At 73.2% G+C, this 20845-nt stretch carries 22 protein-coding genes; 15 read left to right on the forward strand and 7 right to left on the reverse strand.

What is annotated here, in order from left to right; all coding sequences use genetic code 11:
• Nucleotides 1-345 precede the first annotated feature (345 nt).
• The 6 genes from ABZ457_RS05235 (at nucleotide 346) to ABZ457_RS05260 (ending at nucleotide 5279) form a co-directional block, all read left to right on the forward strand.
• Entirely contained in the window at nucleotides 346-855 is a 510-nt protein-coding gene (locus tag ABZ457_RS05235; RefSeq protein ID WP_359154106.1) for a 2-oxo-4-hydroxy-4-carboxy-5-ureidoimidazoline decarboxylase, read from the forward strand.
• A gap of 188 nt (nucleotides 856-1043) precedes the next feature.
• Entirely contained in the window at nucleotides 1044-1424 is a 381-nt protein-coding gene (sdhC, locus tag ABZ457_RS05240) for a succinate dehydrogenase, cytochrome b556 subunit (protein ID WP_359154032.1), read from the forward strand.
• 8 nt (nucleotides 1425-1432) lie between these two features.
• Nucleotides 1433-1909, forward strand: coding sequence for a succinate dehydrogenase hydrophobic membrane anchor subunit (locus ABZ457_RS05245; RefSeq protein WP_359154034.1), 477 nt, complete (start codon nucleotides 1433-1435; stop codon nucleotides 1907-1909).
• A 23-nt stretch (nucleotides 1910-1932) separates the two neighbouring features.
• Nucleotides 1933-3687, forward strand: a complete 1755-nt coding sequence (gene sdhA / locus ABZ457_RS05250; protein WP_359154035.1) for a succinate dehydrogenase flavoprotein subunit — start codon at nucleotides 1933-1935, stop codon at nucleotides 3685-3687.
• Nucleotides 3687-4445: a succinate dehydrogenase iron-sulfur subunit gene (locus ABZ457_RS05255; protein WP_018847370.1), complete on the forward strand. Its 759-nt coding sequence runs from the start codon at nucleotides 3687-3689 to the stop codon at nucleotides 4443-4445. The genes sdhA and ABZ457_RS05255 overlap by 1 nt, the downstream gene beginning before the upstream one ends.
• 261 nt (nucleotides 4446-4706) lie before the next feature.
• Nucleotides 4707-5279: a hypothetical protein gene (locus tag ABZ457_RS05260; RefSeq protein WP_359154037.1), complete on the forward strand. Its 573-nt coding sequence runs from the start codon at nucleotides 4707-4709 to the stop codon at nucleotides 5277-5279.
• A 158-nt stretch (nucleotides 5280-5437) separates the two neighbouring features.
• Here ABZ457_RS05260 and ABZ457_RS05265 read toward each other — a convergent pair whose 3' ends face one another.
• Nucleotides 5438-6244, reverse strand: coding sequence for an alpha/beta hydrolase (locus ABZ457_RS05265; RefSeq protein WP_359154039.1), 807 nt, complete (start codon nucleotides 6242-6244; stop codon nucleotides 5438-5440).
• 133 nt (nucleotides 6245-6377) lie between these two features.
• Here ABZ457_RS05265 and ABZ457_RS05270 point away from each other — a divergent pair, with 133 nt between their 5' ends.
• The 4 genes from ABZ457_RS05270 to ABZ457_RS05285 all read left to right on the forward strand — a co-directional run bounded on the left by ABZ457_RS05270 (nucleotide 6378) and on the right by ABZ457_RS05285 (nucleotide 9148).
• Nucleotides 6378-6821 (forward strand): hypothetical protein, encoded by a 444-nt coding sequence (locus ABZ457_RS05270; protein ID WP_359154041.1) that lies wholly within the window; start codon nucleotides 6378-6380, stop codon nucleotides 6819-6821.
• 3 nt (nucleotides 6822-6824) lie between these two features.
• On the forward strand, nucleotides 6825-7238 hold the full coding sequence (locus ABZ457_RS05275) for a DCC1-like thiol-disulfide oxidoreductase family protein (protein ID WP_359154043.1): 414 nt from the start codon (nucleotides 6825-6827) through the stop codon (nucleotides 7236-7238).
• A gap of 11 nt (nucleotides 7239-7249) precedes the next feature.
• Nucleotides 7250-8032 carry a TetR family transcriptional regulator gene (locus ABZ457_RS05280; protein ID WP_359154045.1) on the forward strand — a complete coding sequence of 261 codons (783 nt, stop codon included), beginning with the start codon at nucleotides 7250-7252 and terminating at the stop codon, nucleotides 8030-8032.
• A 165-nt stretch (nucleotides 8033-8197) separates the two neighbouring features.
• Entirely contained in the window at nucleotides 8198-9148 is a 951-nt protein-coding gene (locus tag ABZ457_RS05285) for a DUF5996 family protein (protein ID WP_359154047.1), read from the forward strand.
• 37 nt (nucleotides 9149-9185) lie between these two features.
• Here the strand turns inward: ABZ457_RS05285 and ABZ457_RS05290 are convergent, their stop codons facing one another.
• On the reverse strand, nucleotides 9186-10829 hold the full coding sequence (locus ABZ457_RS05290) for a metallophosphoesterase (RefSeq protein ID WP_359154049.1): 1644 nt from the start codon (nucleotides 10827-10829) through the stop codon (nucleotides 9186-9188).
• Between the two features lie 12 nt (nucleotides 10830-10841).
• Nucleotides 10842-11096 carry a hypothetical protein gene (locus ABZ457_RS05295; RefSeq protein ID WP_359154051.1) on the reverse strand — a complete coding sequence of 85 codons (255 nt, stop codon included), beginning with the start codon at nucleotides 11094-11096 and terminating at the stop codon, nucleotides 10842-10844.
• Here ABZ457_RS05295 and ABZ457_RS05300 point away from each other — a divergent pair.
• Nucleotides 11035-12579 carry a D-alanyl-D-alanine carboxypeptidase gene (locus ABZ457_RS05300; protein WP_359154053.1) on the forward strand — a complete coding sequence of 515 codons (1545 nt, stop codon included), beginning with the start codon at nucleotides 11035-11037 and terminating at the stop codon, nucleotides 12577-12579. The two genes, ABZ457_RS05295 and ABZ457_RS05300, sit on opposite strands and share 62 nt — an antisense overlap.
• Here ABZ457_RS05300 and ABZ457_RS05305 read toward each other — a convergent pair.
• The 3 genes from ABZ457_RS05305 to trpS all read right to left on the reverse strand — a co-directional run bounded on the left by ABZ457_RS05305 (nucleotide 12530) and on the right by trpS (nucleotide 15490).
• Entirely contained in the window at nucleotides 12530-13501 is a 972-nt protein-coding gene (locus ABZ457_RS05305; RefSeq protein ID WP_359154055.1) for a YihY/virulence factor BrkB family protein, read from the reverse strand. The two genes, ABZ457_RS05300 and ABZ457_RS05305, sit on opposite strands and share 50 nt — an antisense overlap.
• Nucleotides 13502-13606: 105 nt before the next feature.
• Nucleotides 13607-14185, reverse strand: a complete 579-nt coding sequence (locus ABZ457_RS05310; RefSeq protein ID WP_359154057.1) for a 2'-5' RNA ligase family protein — start codon at nucleotides 14183-14185, stop codon at nucleotides 13607-13609.
• A 225-nt stretch (nucleotides 14186-14410) separates the two neighbouring features.
• A complete protein-coding gene (gene trpS / locus ABZ457_RS05315; protein ID WP_359154059.1) occupies nucleotides 14411-15490 on the reverse strand; it encodes a tryptophan--tRNA ligase in 1080 nt (359 codons plus the stop codon).
• Nucleotides 15491-15812: 322 nt separating this feature from the next.
• Between trpS and rocD the strand changes: the two genes are divergently transcribed.
• The 3 genes from rocD to ABZ457_RS05330 all read left to right on the forward strand — a co-directional run bounded on the left by rocD (nucleotide 15813) and on the right by ABZ457_RS05330 (nucleotide 18805).
• Nucleotides 15813-17093, forward strand: a complete 1281-nt coding sequence (gene rocD, locus ABZ457_RS05320; RefSeq protein ID WP_359154061.1) for an ornithine--oxo-acid transaminase — start codon at nucleotides 15813-15815, stop codon at nucleotides 17091-17093.
• A gap of 168 nt (nucleotides 17094-17261) precedes the next feature.
• Entirely contained in the window at nucleotides 17262-18119 is an 858-nt protein-coding gene (locus ABZ457_RS05325) for a hypothetical protein (protein ID WP_359154108.1), read from the forward strand.
• 98 nt (nucleotides 18120-18217) lie between these two features.
• Nucleotides 18218-18805 carry a DM13 domain-containing protein gene (locus ABZ457_RS05330; protein WP_359154063.1) on the forward strand — a complete coding sequence of 196 codons (588 nt, stop codon included), beginning with the start codon at nucleotides 18218-18220 and terminating at the stop codon, nucleotides 18803-18805.
• Between the two features lie 44 nt (nucleotides 18806-18849).
• Here the strand turns inward: ABZ457_RS05330 and ABZ457_RS05335 are convergent, their stop codons facing one another.
• Nucleotides 18850-20292: a PLP-dependent aminotransferase family protein gene (locus ABZ457_RS05335; protein ID WP_359154065.1), complete on the reverse strand. Its 1443-nt coding sequence runs from the start codon at nucleotides 20290-20292 to the stop codon at nucleotides 18850-18852.
• A gap of 46 nt (nucleotides 20293-20338) precedes the next feature.
• On the opposite strand from ABZ457_RS05335, the gene ABZ457_RS05340 reads away from it, so the two are divergent.
• Nucleotides 20339-20845, forward strand: coding sequence for a carboxymuconolactone decarboxylase family protein (locus tag ABZ457_RS05340; RefSeq protein ID WP_359154067.1), 507 nt, complete (start codon nucleotides 20339-20341; stop codon nucleotides 20843-20845).

Genomic DNA, 20845 nt, shown 5'->3' on the forward strand with positions numbered 1-20845 from the left:
GTCCATTCCAGGAGTTCAAACTCTCCCGTCCGAGTGAAATTCGCGCATCCTTCGGACAGCTTTCGACACAGATCGATAGCGTTGCAACTCATCCGCACCTCTCTTCCCGGCTGTCCCGCCGGGCCCCACGAGGAGTCCCCGCTGTCCAGCGACACCCCCGCCGCCCTTCCGGAACGACCGCCGACGGCCCCGCCCACGGCCCCGGCGCCCGGACCGGCCCCGGCGACCGAGGAGCCGACCCGGGCGGTCCCGCCGACCGAAGCGCCCGCGCCGGACCCGCCCCGGGCCGAGGCGGCCTCCGCGCGGACCGAGGCCCCCGCGGCCATACCGTCCCCGCGGCGCACCCTGCCCGGCCTCACCTGGTTCAACCGCCTCCCCGCCCCGGCGGCCGAGGCCCTGCTGCTGGACTGCTACGGGAGCCACCGCTGGTCCCTCCGGGTGGCCGCCCACCGCCCCTACCCCGATCTGGACGCCCTCCTCGCCGCCTGCGACGAGGCCGCCTACGACCTCTCCCCGGCCGATGTCCACGAGGCTCTGGCCCTGGAGTGCTCGACCGGCATCTGCCCGGACGCCCCGCCGGCCGCGCAGACCGCCCTCGCCGCCGCGCACGCCGCCTACGAGAGCCGCTTCGGCCACGCCTTCGTGATCTGCCTCGACGGCCACCGCGCGGACGAGTACCTGGACCAGGTCCTGGCGGGCATCCGGCGGCGACTCGCCCATGAGCCGGACGAGGAGCGGTCGGTCTCCGCCGACGAGCTGCGCGCCCTCGCCCGCTGCCGGCTCGCCCACGCGCTGACCGAACACACGCAGGCCGGACCCGTACCGGAGTACGCGCGCGAACACGCCCGCCGGTAGCGCGGGCCCGCCCGCCAGTAGCCCGTACGAGGCTGTTTGATTGCCTGTTTGATCACACCGGTACACCCCGGGCGAACGAACCGACAACACGTCGCTACGATGGCCAGGGCCGGTGGACCGTACCCGGCCGGGCCGACCGACACCCACAAGCCGGCAGGCCCCAGTCCCCGCTCCCGGAGGGTTCTTCCGTGCCGGCTGGAACGCTGTACCGCGGCCGGGAAGGAATGTGGAGCTGGGTGGCTCACCGAGTCACCGGCGTCCTCATCTTCTTCTTCCTGTTCGTGCATGTGCTGGACACCGCCCTCGTCCGCGTCTCGCCCGAGGCGTACGACGAGGTGGTCGCCACCTACAAGACGCCGATCGTCGCGCTGCTGGAATACGGCCTCGTCGCCGCGATCCTCTTCCACGCGCTCAACGGCCTGCGCGTCATCGCCGTGGACTTCTGGTCCAAGGGCCCGCGCTACCAGAAGCAGATGCTCTGGACCGTCATGGGCATCTGGATCGTGCTGATGGCGGGTGCCCTGTACCCCGTGCTCGGCCACGCCGTCCGTGAAGTGTTCGGGAGCTGAGGCGAGAGATGTCCACTGACACGACTTCCGGGATCGGCCAGGTCGAGGGCGCGCCCGTCTACGACGTCGACAACCCGGCCCCGTACATCGAGGCGCCGCGCAAGCGCACCGGGAAGACCCCGCGGTCGACCCGCGGCAACTTCGAGATGGCCGCATGGCTCTTCATGCGCCTCTCCGGCGTGGTGCTCGTCGTCCTGGTCATCGGCCACCTGCTGATCCAGCTCGTGCTCGACGGCGGCGTCTCCAAGATCGGCTTCGCCTTCGTGGCCGGCCGCTGGGCGTCCCCGTTCTGGCAGACCTGGGACCTGCTGATGCTGTGGCTCGCCATGCTGCACGGCGCCAACGGCCTCCGCACGGTCATCAACGACTACGCGGAGCGCCCGAACACGCGCCTGTGGCTCAAGGGCCTGCTGTACACCGCCACGGTGTTCACCATCCTTCTGGGCACGCTGGTGATCTTCACCTTCGACCCGAACATCCGCTAGGCACGGGGCTGAGGCAACCACTGATGAAGATCCACAAGTACGACACCGTCATCGTCGGCGCCGGCGGCGCCGGCATGCGCGCCGCGATCGAGTCGACGAAGCGCAGCCGCACCGCCGTGCTGACCAAGCTCTACCCCACCCGCTCCCACACGGGCGCCGCGCAGGGCGGCATGGCCGCCGCGCTGGCCAACGTGGAGGAGGACAACTGGGAGTGGCACACCTTCGACACGGTCAAGGGCGGTGACTACCTGGTCGACCAGGACGCCGCCGAGATCCTGGCGAAGGAGGCCATCGACGCCGTCCTCGACCTGGAGAAGATGGGCCTGCCGTTCAACCGGACCCCGAACGGCACCATCGACCAGCGCCGCTTCGGCGGCCACTCCCGCAACCACGGCGAGGCCCCGGTCCGCCGGTCCTGCTACGCGGCGGACCGCACCGGCCACATGATCCTCCAGACGCTGTACCAGAACTGCGTCAAGGAGGGTGTGGAGTTCTTCAACGAGTTCTACGTCCTGGACCAGCTCATCACCGAGGTGGACGGCGTCAAGCACTCCGCCGGTGTGGTCGCCTACGAGCTGGCCACCGGCGAGATCCACGTCTTCCAGGCGAAGGCCGTGATCTACGCGTCCGGCGGCACCGGCAAGTTCTTCAAGGTGACCTCCAACGCGCACACCCTGACCGGTGACGGCCAGGCCGCCTGCTTCCGCCGCGGTCTGCCGCTGGAGGACATGGAGTTCTTCCAGTTCCACCCGACGGGCATCTGGCGCATGGGCATCCTGCTCACGGAGGGCGCCCGCGGCGAGGGCGGCATCCTGCGCAACAAGGACGGCGAGCGCTTCATGGAGAAGTACGCGCCCGTCATGAAGGACCTCGCCTCGCGTGACGTCGTCTCGCGCTCCATCTACACGGAGATCCGCGAGGGCCGCGGCTGCGGTCCCGAGGGCGACCACGTCTTCCTGGACCTCACCCACCTGCCGCCGGAGCAGCTGGACGCCAAGCTCCCGGACATCACCGAGTTCGCGCGGACCTACCTCGGCATCGAGCCCTACACGGACCCGATCCCGATCCAGCCCACCGCGCACTACGCCATGGGCGGCATCCCGACCAACGTCGAGGGCGAGGTGCTCGCGGACAACACCACCGTCGTCCCGGGCCTGTACGCCGCCGGCGAGGTCGCCTGCGTGTCCGTGCACGGCGCCAACCGTCTGGGCACCAACTCGCTCCTGGACATCAACGTCTTCGGCAAGCGCTCCGGCATCGCCGCCGCCGAGTACGCGGCCAAGCACGACTTCGTCGAGCTGCCCGAGAACCCCGCCTCGCTGGTCGAGGAGCAGGTCGAGCGGCTGCGCGAGTCCACGGGCAACGAGCGGGTCGCCGCCCTGCGCCTGGAGCTGCAGGAGACGATGGACGCCAATGTGATGGTGTTCCGCACCGAGCAGACGATCAAGACCGCGGTCGAGAAGATCGCCGAGCTGCGCGAGCGCTACAAGAACGTGTCCGTCCAGGACAAGGGCAAGCGGTTCAACACGGACCTGCTGGAGGCCATCGAGCTGGGCAACCTGCTCGACCTGGCCGAGGTCATGGCCGTCTCCGCGCTGGCCCGCAAGGAGTCCCGCGGCGGTCACTACCGCGAGGACTTCCCGAACCGCGACGACGTCAACTTCATGCGCCACACCATGGCGTACCGCGAGGTGGGCGCCGACGGCTCCGAGACCGTCCGTCTCGACTACAAGCCGGTCGTCCAGACCCGCTACCAGCCGATGGAGCGTAAGTACTGATGGCTACCCCCGTTCTGGAGAAGACCGCCGAGACGCAGGCAGCCTCTCCGTACATCACGGTCACCTTCCGCATCCGCCGCTTCAACCCGGAGCTGTCGGACGCGGCGGTCTGGGAGGACTTCCAGGTCGAGATCGACCCGAAGGAGCGTGTGCTCGACGGTCTCCACAAGATCAAGTGGGACATGGACGGCACGCTCACCTTCCGCCGCTCGTGCGCGCACGGCATCTGCGGCTCCGACGCGATGCGGATCAACGGCAAGAACAGGCTCGCCTGCAAGACGCTGATCAAGGACATCAACCCGGAGAAGCCCATCACGGTCGAGGCCATCAAGGGCCTGACGGTCCTCAAGGACCTGGTCGTGGACATGGAGCCGTTCTTCCAGGCGTACCGCGACGTGATGCCGTTCCTGGTCACCAAGGGCAACGAGCCGACGCGTGAGCGTCTGCAGTCCGCCGAGGACCGCGAGCGCTTCGACGACACCACCAAGTGCATCCTGTGCGCCGCGTGCACCTCCTCGTGCCCGGTGTTCTGGAACGACGGCCAGTACTTCGGCCCGGCGGCGATCGTCAACGCGCACCGCTTCATCTTCGACTCGCGTGACGAGGCGGGCGAGCAGCGCCTGGAGATCCTGAACGACAAGGACGGCGTGTGGCGTTGCCGCACCACGTTCAACTGCACGGACGCCTGCCCTCGCGGTATCGAGGTCACCAAGGCGATCCAGGAGGTCAAGCGGGCGCTGATCACGCGCCGCTTCTGACCGCTTCCGACCGCCGCGGACCTCTTCGGAGACCGCCGCTGCCGACGAGCGCTGATGCGCCGGGCGTGCGCCGGAGCGCGCGCCGGGTGCGTGCCGAGGGCCCCGACTCCCCCGTGGAGCCGGGGCCCTCGGCCGTGCGGGGACCGTCTCGGGGCCGTCTCGGGGCCGTGTCGCGGGCGGGCTTCACCCGGCGGGCCGGGAACTGGCAGGATCGGGGAGAACGTCTCACCCGACGCGTCGGCACACCAACGGGGAGCAGCGATGACCGAGCCCAATCCGTACCGGGAAGGGGAGCCGGAGTACAACTGGGGGCCCGACCAGGCGTCCGGGACCTCCGGTTACGGCTATCCGAACGCCGCTCCGGGCTACGGCTATCCGCAGCACCCGACCCTGGCGGACGGCGCGGCCGGCCACACCCCGCCGTACGCGATGACCCAGCCGGCCGGGGTCCCCGTGCCCCACCCGGGCATGTCGCCGGTGCCGACGGGCGGTCAGCCGCTGGTGTCCATCGGGGACATCACCGTCCTGCCGGACTCGATCGTCACCCCGGCCGGGACGCTGCCGCTGAAGGGCGCGGTGTGGAACGCGACGGACATGTCGCGCACCGAGGAGACGATCCCGGCCTATGCGATCGTCCTCGCGGTGGTGTTCTTCCTGGCCTGCCTGCTGGGGCTGCTGTTCCTGCTGATCAAGGAGCGGAAGACCACCGGCTTCATCCAGGTGACGGTCACCAGCGGCGGCCGGCACCACTCGACGATGCTCCCGGCGCGGGGCCCGGAGACCTTCCAGCAGGTCATGGGCCAGATCAACTACGCCCGTTCGATCAGCCTGTGACGCCGCCGCGCGGTGCGGCGGCGGCCGAATCGCCCAGCCACGCCGACGAGTCGACCCTCACGAAGGCGAGCACGCCCTGACCGGGGGCCGCCGGGCCCCGGCCGGGGGCGCGAGGCCGGGCCCGGCCGGGCTCCGGCGGGTGCCTCAGGCCGGGGGTCTCAGGCCGGGAGGGTGGCCAGGAAGCCGGTGAGCAGGGCCGTCGTCTCCGCCGGGCGCTCCAGGGCGGGCAGGTGGCCCGTGCCGGGCAGTTCGACGTGGCGGGCGCGCGGCAGCAGCGCGGACAGCGCGGCGGCGGGGCCGCGGAAGTCCGGCAGGTCGTCCGCCCCGGTGACGGCGAGTACGGGCACCTCCCGCAGCCCCGTCAGGTCGGGCGGCCAGACCTCCTCGTCCTGGTCGAGGACGTAGCCGGCGCCGTCCCGCTCGACCGCCTCCTCGGCCGCGGACTGCACCGCGAAGGCGTGCCGCTGCATCCGGTGCACGGCCGCGCGCGCCTCCGGTCCGGCCCCGGGGCCCAGCCAGGTGCGCACATTGAGTTCCGTCGCGCCGTCCAGGTCGTCGGCCTCGAAGAACGCGTCCTCGGCCTCGTCGAAGGCGGCCAGTTCGGGGCTCTTCCCGTCCTCGCCGGGGAGTCCGGGGAGGACCGAGTCGAGCAGGGCCAGTCCGGTCACCCGGTGCGGGGCGCGGGCGGCGGCGAGCAGGGCGACGCGCCCGCCCCAGGAGGCGCCGACCAGGGCGGCGCGCTCCACGCCGTGGGCGTCCATCAGGTCCAGCACGTCCCCGGTGTCGGTGTACGGGGCCTCGGCCACGGGCGTCTCGCCGTAGCCGCGGAAGTCGCACCGGAGCACCCGGTGGCCGGCCTCGACGAGTGCGGAGAACTGCGCGTCCCACATGCGCCGGTCGCACACACCCGCGTGCAGCAGCACGACGGCGGGGCCCTCACCGGCGATGTCACAACTGATCGTCATCCGGCCGACCTTACGCGGGGCCCGGCCGGGCGTCACGCGATTCCCCGGACCCGCCCAGCCGCTTGAACATGTTCAAAAGGAGGTCTACAGTCGGGGTCACCAGCTTTTGAACACGTTCAAGGGAGGGTGGGGCATGGACCTCACTGTCGTGGCGTATGTCGTCTACCTGCTGATCAGCGTGGCGCTCACCGTCTGGGTGGCCCGCACCCTCAGCCGGAACGGGAAGATCTTCCTCGCCGATGTGCTCAAGGGGAACGAGAAGCTCGCCGACGCGGTCAACCACCTGCTGGTGGTGGGCTTCTACCTCGTCAACCTGGGGTTCGTGGCCCTCTACCTCAAGGCGGCCGACGCCGTCGCCGACGCCCGCGGCCTCTTCGAGGCCCTGTCGGTGAAGATCGGCGTGGTGCTGCTCGTCCTCGGTGTGATGCACCTGGCGAACGTCTACGTCCTCAACAAGATCCGCCGGCGCGGGGTGATGGAGCGGGAGCAGACCCCGCCGGTCGGCCCGCAGGGGTGGACCAAGCAGGCCGCGACCGGACCGTGGGCCCCGCCCACCGCCGGCCCGGCACAGGGCTGAGCCGTGCTGACCAGCACCCCGGTCCGCGAGCTGACCGTCCTCTACGACGCCGGCTGCCCCCTCTGCGTCCACATCCGCAACTGGCTGCTCCGGCAGCCCCGGCTGGTGCCGCTGCGCGCGGTCGCCGCGAACTCCGAGGCGGCCCGCGCCCGGTACCCGGAACTGGACCACACCCGCACCCTGAGCGAGATCACCGTGATCGGCGACCGGGGCCAGGTGTGGACCGGGCAGGCCGCGTGGGTGGTCTGCCTCTGGGCCCTGACCGAACACCGGCCGCGGGCCCACTGGCTGGCCACCCCGGCGGGGGCGCCCTTCGTCCGGGTCTCGATGCTCGCCGCGGCCAAGTACCGGGAGACGCTCGCGCAGCGCGGGGACGCCCCGGCGGCCTGTGACGACCGGTGCGCGACACCCCGTTAGGCTCGTCGACCGTGACAGATGCGAAGGCCCCCACCGACGCGAAGGCGTCCAAGAGCGAGCAGACCCGCACGCTGATCCTGGAGACCGCGCTCCGGCTGTTCCAGGAGCGCGGTTACGACAGGACCACGATGCGGGCCATCGCCAAGGAGGCCGGCGTCTCGGTCGGGAACGCGTACTACTACTTCGCCTCCAAGGAGCACCTGGTCCAGGGCTTCTACGACCGGATCGCCGAGGAGCACCGCGCGGCGGTCCGGCCGGTGCTGGCGAAGGAGACCGATTTCGAGGCGCGGATGGCCGGGGTGCTGAGCGCCTGGCTGGACATCGCCGCGCCGTACCACGAGTTCGCCGCGCAGTTCTTCAAGAACGCGGCGGACCCGGACAGTCCGCTCAGCCCCTTCTCGCCCGAGTCGGAGCACGCGCGGGAGGCGGCCATCGATGTGCACCGCGAGGTGCTCGCCGGGGCGAAGTCCAAGGTTCCGGAGGAACTGCGGGACATCCTCCCGGAGCTGATGTGGCTCTCCCAGATGGGCCTGGTCCTGTACTGGGTGTTCGACCGCTCACCGGGCAGCGAGCGCAGCCGCCGCCTCGCGGTCCGGGGCGCCCGCCTCACCGGCCGCGGCGTCGCCCTGGCCCGCTTCCGGGTCCTGCGGCCCCTGGTGCGCGAGGTGCACGAGCTGTTCACGGACTTCCTGCCGGGGATGGCGCAGGGGGTCGCGGCGCGCAAGGCGTCGGGGGGCGGGGGCCCGGAGGACTCCGGCACGGGGAGCGCGGGGGCCGCCGGCGCGGTGGACTGAGCAGGGCGCGCGCCCGGGCCCCGGCCCGTCGTCCACGGGGGTGGTGACGGGCCGGGGGCCGGGCGCGTCCGGCCGGTGCGCGGCTCGGTTCGCCGCGGTCCACCGGGCGGACGAGAATGTTGCCGAGAACATTCCGCCCGCTGCGCGACACCCGGGAGGCTCACGGTGAGCGAATCCGACCAGCCGTGGCCCGAGGTGGACCACGGCGATCTGGCGCCCACGATCGGCTATGTGAACCGGATCGTCCAGGTCGCCGGCAAGTACACCCTCGACGCACCCTTCGAGGTCGCCTGGGGCAACATCGTCCTCGACGTCACACCACGCGGCTTGCGGACGCCGACGCTCCGGAAACCCGGGGTGACCTTCACGGTGCACTACCGGCTCCTCGACGGCGATGTGGTGATCGAGGCGGACACGGGATGCCGGACCCTCCCCCTCGGCAAGGGGTCCGTCGCCTCGTTCTACGCGGCCTTCTGCGAGGCGGTGGCCGAGCTGGGCGTGCACCCGCCGCGTTCGGAGACGATCTGCGAGATCCCGGGGTCCGCGCCGACCTTCCCGGACGACCGCGCCGAGCACACCTGGAACCCGCACGCCGCACGGCGGATGTGGGAGGCGTGGAACCTGGCCGCCCGGGGGCTGGAGGCCTGGCAGGCGCCCTTCCTCGGCAACCACCCCAGGGTCGGCCTGATGTGGGGCGGCTTCGACCTGTCGGCGACACGGCACCGGGCGCAGCCCACCGAGCCGCCGGCGGGCCGTCCGCCGTTCCAGCAGAACGCCCAGCTCGACTCGTATGTGGCGGTGGGCTTCGCCTTCGGCGACGGCAAGGCGCAGCCCCCCGGCATGTACGCCTACATCTGGCCCCCGCCGGACGGGCTCGGAACCCGCTCCTGGGGTGTGGACGGCGCGGCCTGGCACCCCGACGCCGGTCTGGTCCTGCTGCCGTGGGACAGGCTCGGCGCGACGCCCGACCCGCACGAGTCCATCGTGGCCTTCGGCGACGCGGTGTACGAGGCCGCCGTCGAGCTGGCGGGGTGGCCCGACACCCTGGGACCGCGCGTCGACGGCTGGTACATGAGCCGGACCCCGCCGGAGCTGGTCCGGAGCCGGCACTCCTGAGCGGACCCCTCGACCCGGCGGGCGCGGGGGTGCCGGCTCAGGCCCGCAGGGAGGCCAGGCGGACGATGGTGATGTCGGACTCCGCGCCGACGCGCACCGGCGGTCCCCAGGCGCCCGCGCCCCGGGAGACATAGAGCTGGGTGTCGCCGTAGCGCTCCAGACCGGCGACGGTCGGATTGGCCAGCTCGGCGAGGTAGTTGCCGGGCCAGAGCTGGCCGCCGTGGGTGTGGCCGGACAGCTGGAGGTCCACGCCGTGGTCCACGGCGTCGTGGATGACGACGGGCTGGTGGGCGAGGAGCACGGAGGCGCGGGCCCGGTCGCGGTCGCCGAGGGCGCGGGCGAAGTCCGGGCCCTGGCCCATGTCCTCGCCCGCGACGTCGTCGACGCCGGCGAGGTCGAACCCGCCCGCGATCTCGACGCGTTCGTTGCGCAGGGGCCGCAGACCCAGGTCGCGGACGTGGTCCACCCACTCGTCCGCGCCGGAGAAGTACTCGTGGTTGCCGGTCACGAAGAACGAGCCGTGCCGGGCGCGGAGCTGCGCGAGGGGCTCGGCCGCCGAGCCGAGGTCGGCCACCGTCCCGTCGACGAGGTCGCCGACGACCGCGACCAGGTCGGGCTGCGCGGCGTTGATCGAGTCGACGATCCGCTGGGTGTGGGCCCGGCCGAGGACCGGACCGATGTGGATGTCGCTGACGACCGCGATCCGGTAGCCGTGGGCGGCGCGGGGCAGCTTGGCGAGGGGCACGGTGACGTTCTTGACGCGGGGGCCGCGCAGGACGCCGTACGTGCCGTACCCGACGGTCCCGAGCGCGGCGGCGGCCGCGGCGCCGCCGACGATCCGCGACACGAAGAGGCGGCGGGAGGGGCCCGCGGGTGGGGGTGTGGAGGTGGCGGGCGTCCCGGCGTCCGGCTCCGGGCCGGAGGGGGCGGCGGCCGTGGGCGCGTCCGCGTCCGGCTGCCTGCCGGAGGGGGTCGCGGGCGGGGCCGGGTCCGCGTCGGACCGGGCCGGGCCGGGCGCGCCCGTCTCCGGGGCGGCCTCGTCCCGGACCGGGCCGGGCGCAGCCGCTGGCGATGCGCCACCCGCGTCCGCCGCGCCCTCGCCCTTGCGCTCCGAGGCCGGCGGAGCAACGGCCCCCACGGCGACCGGCTCCCCGCCGGAGGAGGTGGCGGCAGTCGACTCCCCGCCAGAGAGGGGCGCGCCCGTCTCCGAGGCGGCCTCGCCCCGTGCTGCACCGGGCGCAGCCGCCGACCCGGCGCCGGGCTCCCCGCCGGAGGAGGGGGCGGGCGGCTGCCCGCCGGCCGCCGCCCCGGGCCCGGCCGCGGCGCCCGCGCCCCGCGCGGCCCCCGCGCGGTTCGCGTCGCGGCGGGCGAGGGCGCGCAGGAGGAGGGGGCGGACGGCCTCGCCCACCAGGAGGGCGAGGACCAGGTAGAGCAGGACCGGCAGCCACAGGTACCCCGGCCACGCCAGGACCTGCTTCGCCCAGAACGGCACCCCCGACCGCGACGACAGGAACGCGCCGAAGGTCACCAGCGGCAGGACGAAGACCGCGACGGTGCCGGCCCGCCGCAGGGCCGACCCGGGCGCGGTCGTGTCACCCACCAGCCGCCGCCAGACGTACCGGTGCGCCCCCACGAGCACCGTGAGGACCAGAATGATCACGAGGACGGCGACAGCCACCATGGTCGGTTTCCCCTACCCCTTGTGCGTGCGCTCACGGCGCAATGCGCGCACCCCGCGCAACCCGATGGTCCCCACAACCGTCCCCAGGACAAAGGACGTGATGGCGAGCAGCAGATGGACCCAGAAGTACCCCGTCGGGTCGCCCGCGTCGTCGAAGGCGAGACCGCTCCCGTCCTGCCACAGGTTTTTGACGAAAGTGACCCAGATGAACCAGCTCCACACCCCGAAGGCGAGCAGGAACCAGGAGACGGGGCGGCTGAGCTTCATGCGTCAAGTATCGCGGGCGCCCGGCGCGGCGGACGCCCGGGGTGTCCTCTCCCGGGACGAGGCCCGAAGTCCCCGTGAGAGCGCCCTGAGTTCCCGTGAAGGGGCCGCGCGTGGGCTGTCCCGGCGGTCCCCTCGGCGGGTCTCCGGTGTGATCTCCATATTTTCTGCAACGCCCTGTACGTTCTCGTCCGTGTCTGCACTGTCTGCTGCCCTGCCCGCCGCCTTCAGGTCCGCCGCCGGGTCCGCCGCGCGCCGCGCCGTGCCCGCTCTCGCCGCCGTCGCCCTGCTGCCCGCCCTGACCGCCGCGCCCGCCGTCGCCGCGGTCCACGACGACAAGCCGGGCACCGAGAAGAAACAGCCGCAGCCCCCGGCCGGGATGTCCACGGTCGGCGGCGTCCAGCTCGGCAAGCCGGGCACCCAGGTCAATCTGCGCCCCGGCGCGCCCGTGCTGCCGAAGGAGGTCAGCGGCCGCTCCTGGATCGTCGCCGACGCCGAGAGCGGCGAGGTGCTCGCCGCGCACAACGCCCACTGGCGGCTGCCCCCCGCGTCGACGATGAAGATGCTGTTCGCCGACGCCCTGCTGCCCAAGCTGCCCAAGAGCACCGAGCACAAGGTGACCACCGCCGAGCTCTCCGGGGTCGGCGAGGGCAGCAGCCTGGTCGGGGTGAAGGAGGATCACACCTACTCGGTCCACGACCTGTGGCTCGGGGTGTTCCTCCAGTCGGGCAACGACGCCGTGCACGCCCTCGCGGCGATGAACGGCGGCATCGAGAAGTCCGTCGCGGACATGCAGGCCCACGCCGAGGAGCTCCAGGCCCTCGACACCAAGGTCGTCTCCCCCGACGGCTACGACGAGCCCGGTCAGGTCTCCTCCGCGTACGACCTCACCCTGATCGCGCGCAGCGGGCTCCAGAAGAAGGACTTCCGGGAGTACTGCTCCACGGTGACCGCGGAGTTCCCCGGGGAGCAGAAGCCCGGCAAGAAGCGCGAGAAGTTCACCATCCAGAACACCAACCGGCTGCTGACCGGCGCCAACGGCGTGACCCCGTACAAGGGCGCGGCGGGCGTCAAGAACGGCAACACCACGCACGCCGGGTCCACCTTCACCGGCGTCGCCGAACGCAACGGGCGGGTCCTGCTGGTGACGGTGATGAACCCGTCCTCGGAGGAGAGCCAGGCGGTCTACAAGGAGACGGCCCGGCTGTTCGACTGGGGCTTCGCCGCGCACGGCAAGGTGACACCGGTCGGCGAGCTGGTCCCGCCGCGCTCGGCCGAGCAGGAGGAGCCCAGCACCGAGCCCGTGCGGGACGGCGCCGGCAAGGGCTCCCCCGCCACGCCGGTCGCCGCGGCCCAGAGCGGTTCGAGCGGGATGGGCACGGGGCTGGCCGTCGCGGGCGGGGCGCTGGTGGTGCTCGGGGCGGGCGCGTACCTGGTCAGGCGCCGCTGGCCGCTGCCGGACCGGGCCTCCCGTCCGCGTCCCTGACGACGGGTCCCTTGTCCTCGGTGAGCAGCCCGTCGTCCTCGGCGGGCTGTTCGTCGTCCCCGGCCGGCTGCTCGTCCCTGCTCGGCGTGGCCGTCCACGCCGAGCAGAACAGCAGCAGCTTGGCGGTGAAGTTGATCCACAGCAGCAGCGCGATCGGGACACCGAACGCGCCGTACATGCTCTTCGCCGCCACCCCGCTGATGTAGCCGCTGAGCAGCAGCTTCAGCAGCTCGAAGCCGATCGCGCCGATCAGCGCCGCGACCATCAGACGGCGGCGCGGCGGATGCACCCCGGGCAGCAGGGTCAGGACGTAGAGCAGGATCAGGAAGTTCGCGATCACCGCGACGGCGATGGCCGCGATCCGCAGCAGAATCCCGCCGACGCCGCCGTGCTCCAGGCCGATCCGGTCGGCGACCCAGCCGACCGCGGAGGACCCCAGGGTGGACGCGGCGAACGAGGCGAGGCCGATGCCGCCGAGGCCGGCGAGCACCCCGACGTCCTTCACCTTGCGGACGATCGGGTTCTCGTCCTCCTCGTCCCGCTCCCACACCGCCCGCAGGCAGTCCCGCATGGAGCCGATCCAGCCGACGCCGGTGAAGAGCAGCAGCGCGCCGGCGACGATCCCGACGGTGCCCGCGTTGTCCACCAGCGCGTTGATGTCGAGCTGGTCCGAGATCCCGGGGACCTGCTCGGACAGCTTGTCGTTCAGGGTGTCCAGCGCGTCCTGGTCGAGCGCGGCGGCGACGATCGCCGCGGCGACGGTGATCAGCGGGAAGAGCGCGAGGAAGCTGAGGAAGGTGATGGCCGCGGCGAGCCGCGTCCAGTGCACCCGGTCGAGGGTCTCGTAGCTTCGCCACGCGTGCGTGCGCATCAGCCGTTCGACGAGCGGGCCGACGACGGGGAGCTTGATCAGCCAGTCCATACGGCTACGCCTACCCCCGGACGGCGGCTCCAGCGCCCGCGACCCGCCGGGGGCCGGCCCCTCGAACAAAGGACCCGCCGGGGCCCGGCGCTCGGGGCGGCGGGCTCAGGTGGTCGCGTGCTCGTCGACCGGTGAGCCCTGGGCGGGCACCCCGGTGATCCCGCCGCCGAAGGCGAAGGTGCGCAGCTTGCGCCAGACCGCGTCCGAGCCCTGCTCGTAGAGGGCGAAGGAGGCGCACGTCCACTGGGCCCCGTACTCGGACAGCTCCTCGTACGCCCGGTCCATCGCCTCCTCGGAGATGCCGTGGGCGACGGTGACGTGCGGGTGGTACGGGAACTGGAGCTCGCGCACCAGGGGCCCCGAGGCGTCCCGGACCCGCTTCTGGAGCCAGGAGCAGGCCGAGCCGCCCTCGACGACCTGGACGAAGACGACGGGTGACAGCGGGCGGAAGGTGCCCGTGCCGGAGAGCCGCATCCGGAACGGGCGGCCGGCCGCGGCCACGGTCGCGAGGTGCGCCTCGACGGCGGGCAGCAGGGCCGCGTCGGCCTCGGTCGGCGGCAGCAGGGTGACGTGCGTCGGGATGCCGTAGGCAGCGGGGTCGCCGAAGCCCGCGCGGCGCTCCTGGAGCAGGCTGCCGTGTGGCTCCGGGACCGCGATCGAAACGCCGAGCGTTACGGTCCCCACGTCGTTCTCCTTGGTCTTCGTGCCGGAAGGTCCGGTACCGGGTCGGTTGTGGTGGTGCAGGGTGGTCCAGCGCCAGTGTGGCGGGTGCACCCGGGTCGTGGCCAGAGTCCTTGGTCACGGGCCCTGTGGCCCCCGCGCGGACGTGCCGCTTCCGTGACGGCGCGGTGACGGGGCGCTGCGCCGGCGGGGGCGGTGCGGCGGCCCGGACGGCCGCCGCACGGGCGCTCAGTGCTTCGCGGGGAGGAATCCCACCCTCTCGTATGTGCTGGCCAGGGTCTCGGCGGCGACCGCGCGGGCCTTCTCCGCTCCCTTGGCCAGGATGGAGTCCAGCGTCTCGGTGTCGTCCAGGTATTCCTGGGTGCGGGTCCGGAACGGTGTGACGAAGTCGACCATCACCTCGGCGAGGTCGGTCTTGAGCGCACCGTAGCCCTTGCCCTCGTAGTTCTGCTCCAGAACCGGCACGGGTGTACCCGTGAGGGTGGACAGGATGGTGAGGAGGTTGCTGACGCCGGGCTTGGCCTCCGGGTCGAAGCGGATCACGGTGTCGGTGTCGGTGACCGCGCTCTTGACCTTCTTCGCCGTGGCCCTGGGCTCGTCGAGCAGGTTGATCAGGCCCTTGGGCGTGGAGGCGGACTTGCTCATCTTGATCGCCGGGTCCTGGAGGTCGTAGATCTTGGCGACCTCCTTGAGGATGTGCGGCCGCGGGACGGTGAAGGTGGCGCCGAACCGGCCGTTGAAGCGCTCGGCGAGGTCCCGGGTGAGCTCGATGTGCTGGCGCTGGTCCTCACCGACCGGCACCTCGTTCGCCTGGTACAGCAGGATGTCCGCGATCTGCAGGATCGGGTAGGTGAACAGGCCGACGGACGCGCGGTCCGCGCCCTGCTTGGCCGCCTTGTCCTTGAACTGCGTCATCCGGGACGCCTCACCGAAGCCGGTGAGGCAGTTCATCACCCAGGCGAGCTGCGCGTGCTCGGGCACGTGGCTCTGCACGAACAGGGTGCAGCGCTCGGGGTCGAGCCCGGCGGCGAGCAACTGGGCGACCGCGAGCCGGGTGTTGGCGCGCAGCTCGGCGGGGTCCTGCGGGACCGTGATCGCGTGCAGGTCCACGACCATGTAGAACGCGTCGTGCGTCTCCTGGAGCGCCACCCACTGGCGGACCGCGCCGAGGTAGTTGCCGAGGTGGAAGGAGCCCGCGGTGGGCTGGATCCCGGAGAGCACACGGGGACGCCGCGCGGCAGCGGAGCCGCCACCCTGCTGGGGGTGGTGCTGCTCGGCGGCGACGGGCGGAAGGTCAGACGAGGCCATGCACATCATTCTCTCAGGTGCGCCACGCGCCCCGGGACGGGCGGGGCGGGGGCGTCGCCCTGCGGGGCGGGGGCCGGGGGCTTCGCGGGCCCCGGCCGGCGGACTGCGGCACAACCGGGCGGGGCGCGGGCCGGGGACTTCGCGGGCCCCGGCCGGCGGACTGCGGCACAACCGGGCGGGGCGCGGGCCGGGGACTTCGCGGGCCCGGGCCGGCGGACTGCGGCACAACCGGGCGGGGCGCGGCGGGCACGGGGTGTCCCCGCACGGGCGGCGAGCGACGATGGAACGGAGGGACGGTACGCACCGACGATCGGAGCAGCCTGTGTCGACCACCACGTCTTCCGCGTCCGCGGCGTCCGGCGACGCGTCCGGGGGCACACCAGAGGGCGCGTCCGGGGGCGCGTCCCGGGGCGCCTTCGCGCATGCCGAGGCGCACTGCGCGCACACGTACCACCCCCTGCCGGTCGTCGTCGCCTCGGCCGAGGGCGCGTGGATGACCGATGTCGAGGGGCGGCGGTACCTGGACCTGCTGGCCGGGTACTCGGCGCTGAACTTCGGGCACGGGAACCACCGGCTGATCGAGGCGGCGAGGGCGCAGCTGGACCGGGTGACGCTCACCTCGCGCGCCTTCCAGCACGACCGTTTCGGGGACTTCTGCGAGCAGCTCGCCGAGCTGTGCGGCATGGAGACGGTGCTGCCCATGAACACCGGCGCGGAGGCGGTGGAGACGGCGGTGAAGACCGCCCGGAAGTGGGGCCACAAGGTCAAGGGCGTCCCGGACGGCCAGGCGAAGATCGTGGTCGCGGGCAACAACTTCCACGGCCGGACGACGACCCTGATCAGCTTCTCCACCGACCACGAGGCCCGCGCGGACTTCGGCCCGTACACCCCCGGCTTCGAGATCGTGCCGTACGGGGACCTGACCGCGATGGAGGCGGCCGTGTCGGCGAACACGGTGGCCGTGCTGCTGGAGCCGGTGCAGGGCGAGGCGGGGGTGATCGTGCCGCCGGCCGGCTATCTGCCCGCGGTGCGCCGGCTCACGCGCGAGCGCGGGGTGCTGTTCGTCGCGGACGAGATCCAGTCCGGGCTGGGGCGCACCGGCCGGACCTTCGTCTGCGAGCACGAGGGCGTCGTCCCGGACATGTACGTGCTCGGCAAGGCGCTGGGCGGCGGGGTGGTGCCGGTCTCCGCGGTGGTCTCGTCCCAGGAGGTGCTGGGCGTGTTCCGGCCGGGCGAGCACGGGTCGACCTTCGGCGGGAACCCGCTGGCCTGCGCGGTCGCCCTGGAGGTGATCGCGATGCTGCGCACCGGCGAGTACCAGCGCCGGGCGGCCGATCTCGGCGGCCATCTGCACCGGGAGCTGCGCACCTGGCACGACGAGGGGCTGGTGGACGCGGTGCGCGGGCGCGGGCTGTGGGCGGGGATCGACGTCCCGGCGACGGTGGGCACCGGGCGGGAGGTGTCGGAGCGGCTGATGGACCGGGGTGTGCTGGTGAAGGACACCCACGGCGCCACGATCCGGCTCGCGCCCCCGCTGGTGATCTCCCAGGAGGACCTGGACTGGGGGCTGGCGCAGTTGCGGGCGGTGCTGGCGGAGGGGTGAGGGGCGGGCGGCCTCGCCCGGGCCGGGGGGGTTGGGGGGTGGGGGTGCCCCGGGCCGGGTGTACCCAGGGCCCGGGCGCGCCCAGCGCGGGCGGACGCCCGGGCCCTGGGTGCGGCGGTCCCCCGGCGGAACGGCCCCGCTGCCTAGAGTCCCCTCGTGCTCCTCGGGATGATCTGCGCGCTCGCCTCGGCCGTCTGCTACGGCACGGCCTCCGTCCTCCAGGCCATGGCCGCGCGCAGCGCCGCGCCCGGCAGCGGCTCGGGCGTCGACGCGGCGCTGCTGCTGCGGGCGCTGCGCCAGTGGCGCTACCTCGTCGGACTCACCCTCGACGGCGCGGGGTTCGTGCTCCAGGTCGTCGCCCTGCGCGCGCTGCCGATCTACGCGGTCGGGGCGGCGCTCGCCGCGAGCCTGGCGGTCACGGCCGTGGTCGCGGCGCGGCTGATGCGCATCCGGCTGAAGCGCGCCGAGTGGACGGCGGTCGCCGGGGTCTGCGTCGGCCTGGCGCTCCTCGGCCTCGCCTCCGGCCACGAGGGCGACCGGGCGGGCTCGGACGCGCTGCGCTGGTCGATGCTCGGCGCGGCGGTGGGCGTCCTCGTCATCGGCGCGCTCGCGGGACGGCTCCCGGCCAAGCCGCGGGCCCTGGTGCTGGGCCTGGGTTCGGGCTTCGGGTTCGGTGTGGTGGAGGTGTCCGTCCGGCTCATCGACTCGGTCGCGCTGCCGGGGCTGTTCGCCAACCCTGCCCTGTACGCGCTGCTGCTCGGCGGCGGGGCGGCGTTCCTGCTGCTGACCTCGGCGCTGCAACGCGGCTCGGTGACCACCGCGACCGCGGGCATGGTCATCGGCGAGACGATCGGCCCGGCCCTGATCGGCGTCGTCTGGCTGGGCGACCGCACCCGCGAGGGCCTGGCCCCGCTGGCGGTCGCGGGCTTCACGATCGCGGTCGCGGGCGCCCTCGCCCTGGCCCGCTTCGGCGAGCCCCCGGCCCAGCCGAAGCCTGCGCCGGGCCCGGGGCACTCTTCCGGGTGAACCGCGGGGGCGCGGGAACCGGGTGCGAGGGCCCGCGCGTTGGGCGGTCGACGGGGATACGCGGCGGGGGCCGCGGCACACGGGGGAAAGGGCACACGATGAACGGCACACGGAAGAGGCGGCGGCCGGCGCTCGCGGTGGCGGCGGCGGTCCTCACCGTCGCGCTCGGCGCCGGGCTGTACTGGTTCCAGCCGTGGAAGCTGTGGCAGGACCGCACGGTCGAGGAGTCGCTGACGGACGCGACCGCCGCGCAGCCCGCCCGCACCGGCGACGCGACCGACCCGGCGGACGGCGGCGGGGCGGACGGCGGTGGCGGCGGGGCCACCGGGCCGCGGACGCTCGCCGACGGCAAGCTGATAAGCCACGAGCACGCCACCTCGGGCACGGTGAAGCTCGTCCGCCTCGCCGACGGCTCCCAGGTGATCCGTCTGGAGGACCTGGACACCAGCAACGGCCCGGATCTGCGGGTCCTGCTGACGGACGCTCCGGTCAAGGATGGCCGCGCGGGCTGGCACGTCTTCGACCAGGGCAAGCACATCAGCCTGGGCAAGCTCAAGGGCAACAAGGGCAGCCAGAACTACCGCATACCCGAGGGCATCGACCCGGCCGCCTACAGCAGCGTCAGCATCTGGTGCGACCGCTTCGACGTCTCCTTCGGCGCGGCGGAGTTGACCAGGGCGGTGTGACACCGGGGCCGGTCGCGTACCGGGGTCCGGCACCCCCGCGTGCCTCAACTCCCGCTCGCCCGCAGCACCTCGCACAGCACCTCCAGCGTGCCCGCCCACGCGCTGTCCGAGGGGGTGCCGTAGCCGACGACCAGGCCCTCGGGGGCGGGGAGGTCCGCCGGGGCGGACGGGTGGCGGAAGCGGGCGAGGCCCTGGACCTGGAGACCCTGCCAGGCCGCGGCGCGCAGGGCGTCCTGCTCGGTGCCCGGCGGGAGTTCGAGGACCGCGTGCAGCCCGGCCGCGATCCCGCTCACCCGGACCCGCGGAGCGCGTTCCGCCAGCACCGCCACCAGTTCGTCGCGCCGGCGCCGGTAGCGCAGCCGCATCCCGCGCACATGCCGGTCGTACGCGCCCGAGGCGATGAAGTCCGCCAGGGTGAGCTGGTCCATGGCCCCGCACGCCCACTCCTCCACGCCCTTGACCGCCAGCACCTCCGGCACCACGTCCGGCGGCAGCACCATCCAGCCGAGCCGCAGCCCGGGGGCGAGCGACTTGCTGGCCGTCCCCAGGTACACCACCCGGTCCGGGTCGAGCCCCTGGAGCGCGCCCACGGGCTGGCGGTCGTAGCGGAACTCGCCGTCGTAGTCGTCCTCCAGGACCAGGCCACCGGTGCGGCGCGCCCAGTCGACGGCCGCGACCCGCCGGTCCGGGTGGAGCGCGCCGCCGAGCGGGAACTGGTGCGCGGGCGTCATCAGGACCGCGCCCGCGCCCCGCGTCCCCGCCAGCGCCTCGGTGCGCGTGCCCCGTTCGTCGAACGGCAGCGGGACGGTGGTCAGCCCCGCGCCCGTCAGCAGGTCCCAGTGGATGTCCAGCCCGTACGACTCGACGGCCGCCTCCCGGGCGCGGCGCCGCCGCAGGACCGCGCCCATCAGCCGCAGGCCGTGCACGAAGCCCGCGCACACCACGATCTGCTCGGGTGCCGCGTGCACGCCCCGTGCCCGGGCGAGGTAGTCGGCGAGGACGGTCCGCAGTTCGACGCGCCCGTGCGGGCCGCCGTAGCCGAACGCCTCGTCCGGCGCGGCGTTCACCGCCCGCCGGGCCGACGCCAGCCACTGGGCGCGCGGGAAGGACGCCAGGTCGGGGCGGCCGGGCATCAGGCTGTACGCGGGCCGGGCGCGGGCCCCCGCCCGGTCCGGAGCACCCGCCCCGGCCGGAGCCGGCCCGCGTCCCGGCCGGCGCGGCGCGGACCGCTGGGCGACGCGGGTGCCCGAGCCCTGCCGGGCGGTGAGCCAGCCCTCGGCGACGAGTTCGGCGTACGCGTCGGCCACCGTGTTGCGGGCGATACCGAGGTCGGCGGCGAGGGTACGGGACGAGGGCAGCCGGGTCCCGGGCGCGAGCCTGCCACCGCGCACCGCCTCGCGCAGGGCGTCCGTCAGGCCCGTGCGCAGCCGTGGACCGCGCAGTTCCAGGTGCAGGTCGGCGCCGAAAGTGGCCCATTGTTCGGTCATGGAAATGGACCATAGCGGGGTGCCACACAGCCCGTACGGTCGAGGCATGACGACGCACACACACCCCACCGGGGACCTTGCCCCCGAGCACACCCCGCGCATCTCCGTCGCCGCGCTGCTGCCCGACGTCTACCAGGCCATGGTCAAGCTGGACGCGGCCGCCGCGAAGGGCCTCGACCCGCTGCTGCTGGAGCTGGTGAAGATCCGCGCCTCGCAGCTCAACCACTGCGCCTTCTGCATGGACATGCACACCAAGGACGCGCTGGCGGCCGGGGAGTCCGTGGAGCGGATCATCCAGCTCAGCGCCTGGGAGGAGTCGCGGCACTTCTACACGGAGAAGGAGCTGGCGGCGATCGAGCTGACCGAGGCGGTGACCGTCCTGACCGAAGGCTTCGTCCCGGACGAGGTCTTCGAGAAGGCGGCGGCCCACTTCGAGGAGGCCGAACTCGCCCGGCTGATCGCGGCGATCACCGTCATCAACGCGTGGAACCGCTTCGCGGTGACCGGCCGTCTCGTCCCGGGCCACTACAAGCCCGGCTCCCTGAAGCACTGA

It is taken from the genome of Streptomyces sp. NPDC005805, assembly GCF_040630445.1.
Taxonomy (GTDB): Bacteria; Actinomycetota; Actinomycetes; order Streptomycetales; family Streptomycetaceae; genus Streptomyces.

Excerpts from the sequence above, each read along its gene's own strand:
- ABZ457_RS05245 (WP_359154034.1), top strand. The coding sequence starts at position 1,433 with ATGTCCACTGACACGACTTCCGGGATCGGCCAGGTCGAGGGCGCGCCC.
- sdhA (WP_359154035.1), top strand. The coding sequence starts at position 1,933 with ATGAAGATCCACAAGTACGACACCGTCATCGTCGGCGCCGGCGGCGCC.
- ABZ457_RS05255 (WP_018847370.1), top strand. The coding sequence starts at position 3,687 with ATGGCTACCCCCGTTCTGGAGAAGACCGCCGAGACGCAGGCAGCCTCT.
- ABZ457_RS05260 (WP_359154037.1), top strand. The coding sequence starts at position 4,707 with ATGACCGAGCCCAATCCGTACCGGGAAGGGGAGCCGGAGTACAACTGG.
- ABZ457_RS05265 (WP_359154039.1), bottom strand. The coding sequence starts at position 6,244 with ATGACGATCAGTTGTGACATCGCCGGTGAGGGCCCCGCCGTCGTGCTG.
- ABZ457_RS05270 (WP_359154041.1), top strand. The coding sequence starts at position 6,378 with ATGGACCTCACTGTCGTGGCGTATGTCGTCTACCTGCTGATCAGCGTG.
- ABZ457_RS05290 (WP_359154049.1), bottom strand. The coding sequence starts at position 10,829 with ATGGTGGCTGTCGCCGTCCTCGTGATCATTCTGGTCCTCACGGTGCTC.
- ABZ457_RS05300 (WP_359154053.1), top strand. The coding sequence starts at position 11,035 with ATGAACCAGCTCCACACCCCGAAGGCGAGCAGGAACCAGGAGACGGGG.
- ABZ457_RS05295 (WP_359154051.1), bottom strand. The coding sequence starts at position 11,096 with ATGAAGCTCAGCCGCCCCGTCTCCTGGTTCCTGCTCGCCTTCGGGGTG.
- ABZ457_RS05305 (WP_359154055.1), bottom strand. The coding sequence starts at position 13,501 with ATGGACTGGCTGATCAAGCTCCCCGTCGTCGGCCCGCTCGTCGAACGG.
- trpS (WP_359154059.1), bottom strand. The coding sequence starts at position 15,490 with ATGGCCTCGTCTGACCTTCCGCCCGTCGCCGCCGAGCAGCACCACCCC.
- ABZ457_RS05325 (WP_359154108.1), top strand. The coding sequence starts at position 17,262 with ATGATCTGCGCGCTCGCCTCGGCCGTCTGCTACGGCACGGCCTCCGTC.
- ABZ457_RS05330 (WP_359154063.1), top strand. The coding sequence starts at position 18,218 with ATGAACGGCACACGGAAGAGGCGGCGGCCGGCGCTCGCGGTGGCGGCG.
- ABZ457_RS05335 (WP_359154065.1), bottom strand. The coding sequence starts at position 20,292 with ATGACCGAACAATGGGCCACTTTCGGCGCCGACCTGCACCTGGAACTG.
- ABZ457_RS05340 (WP_359154067.1), top strand. The coding sequence starts at position 20,339 with ATGACGACGCACACACACCCCACCGGGGACCTTGCCCCCGAGCACACC.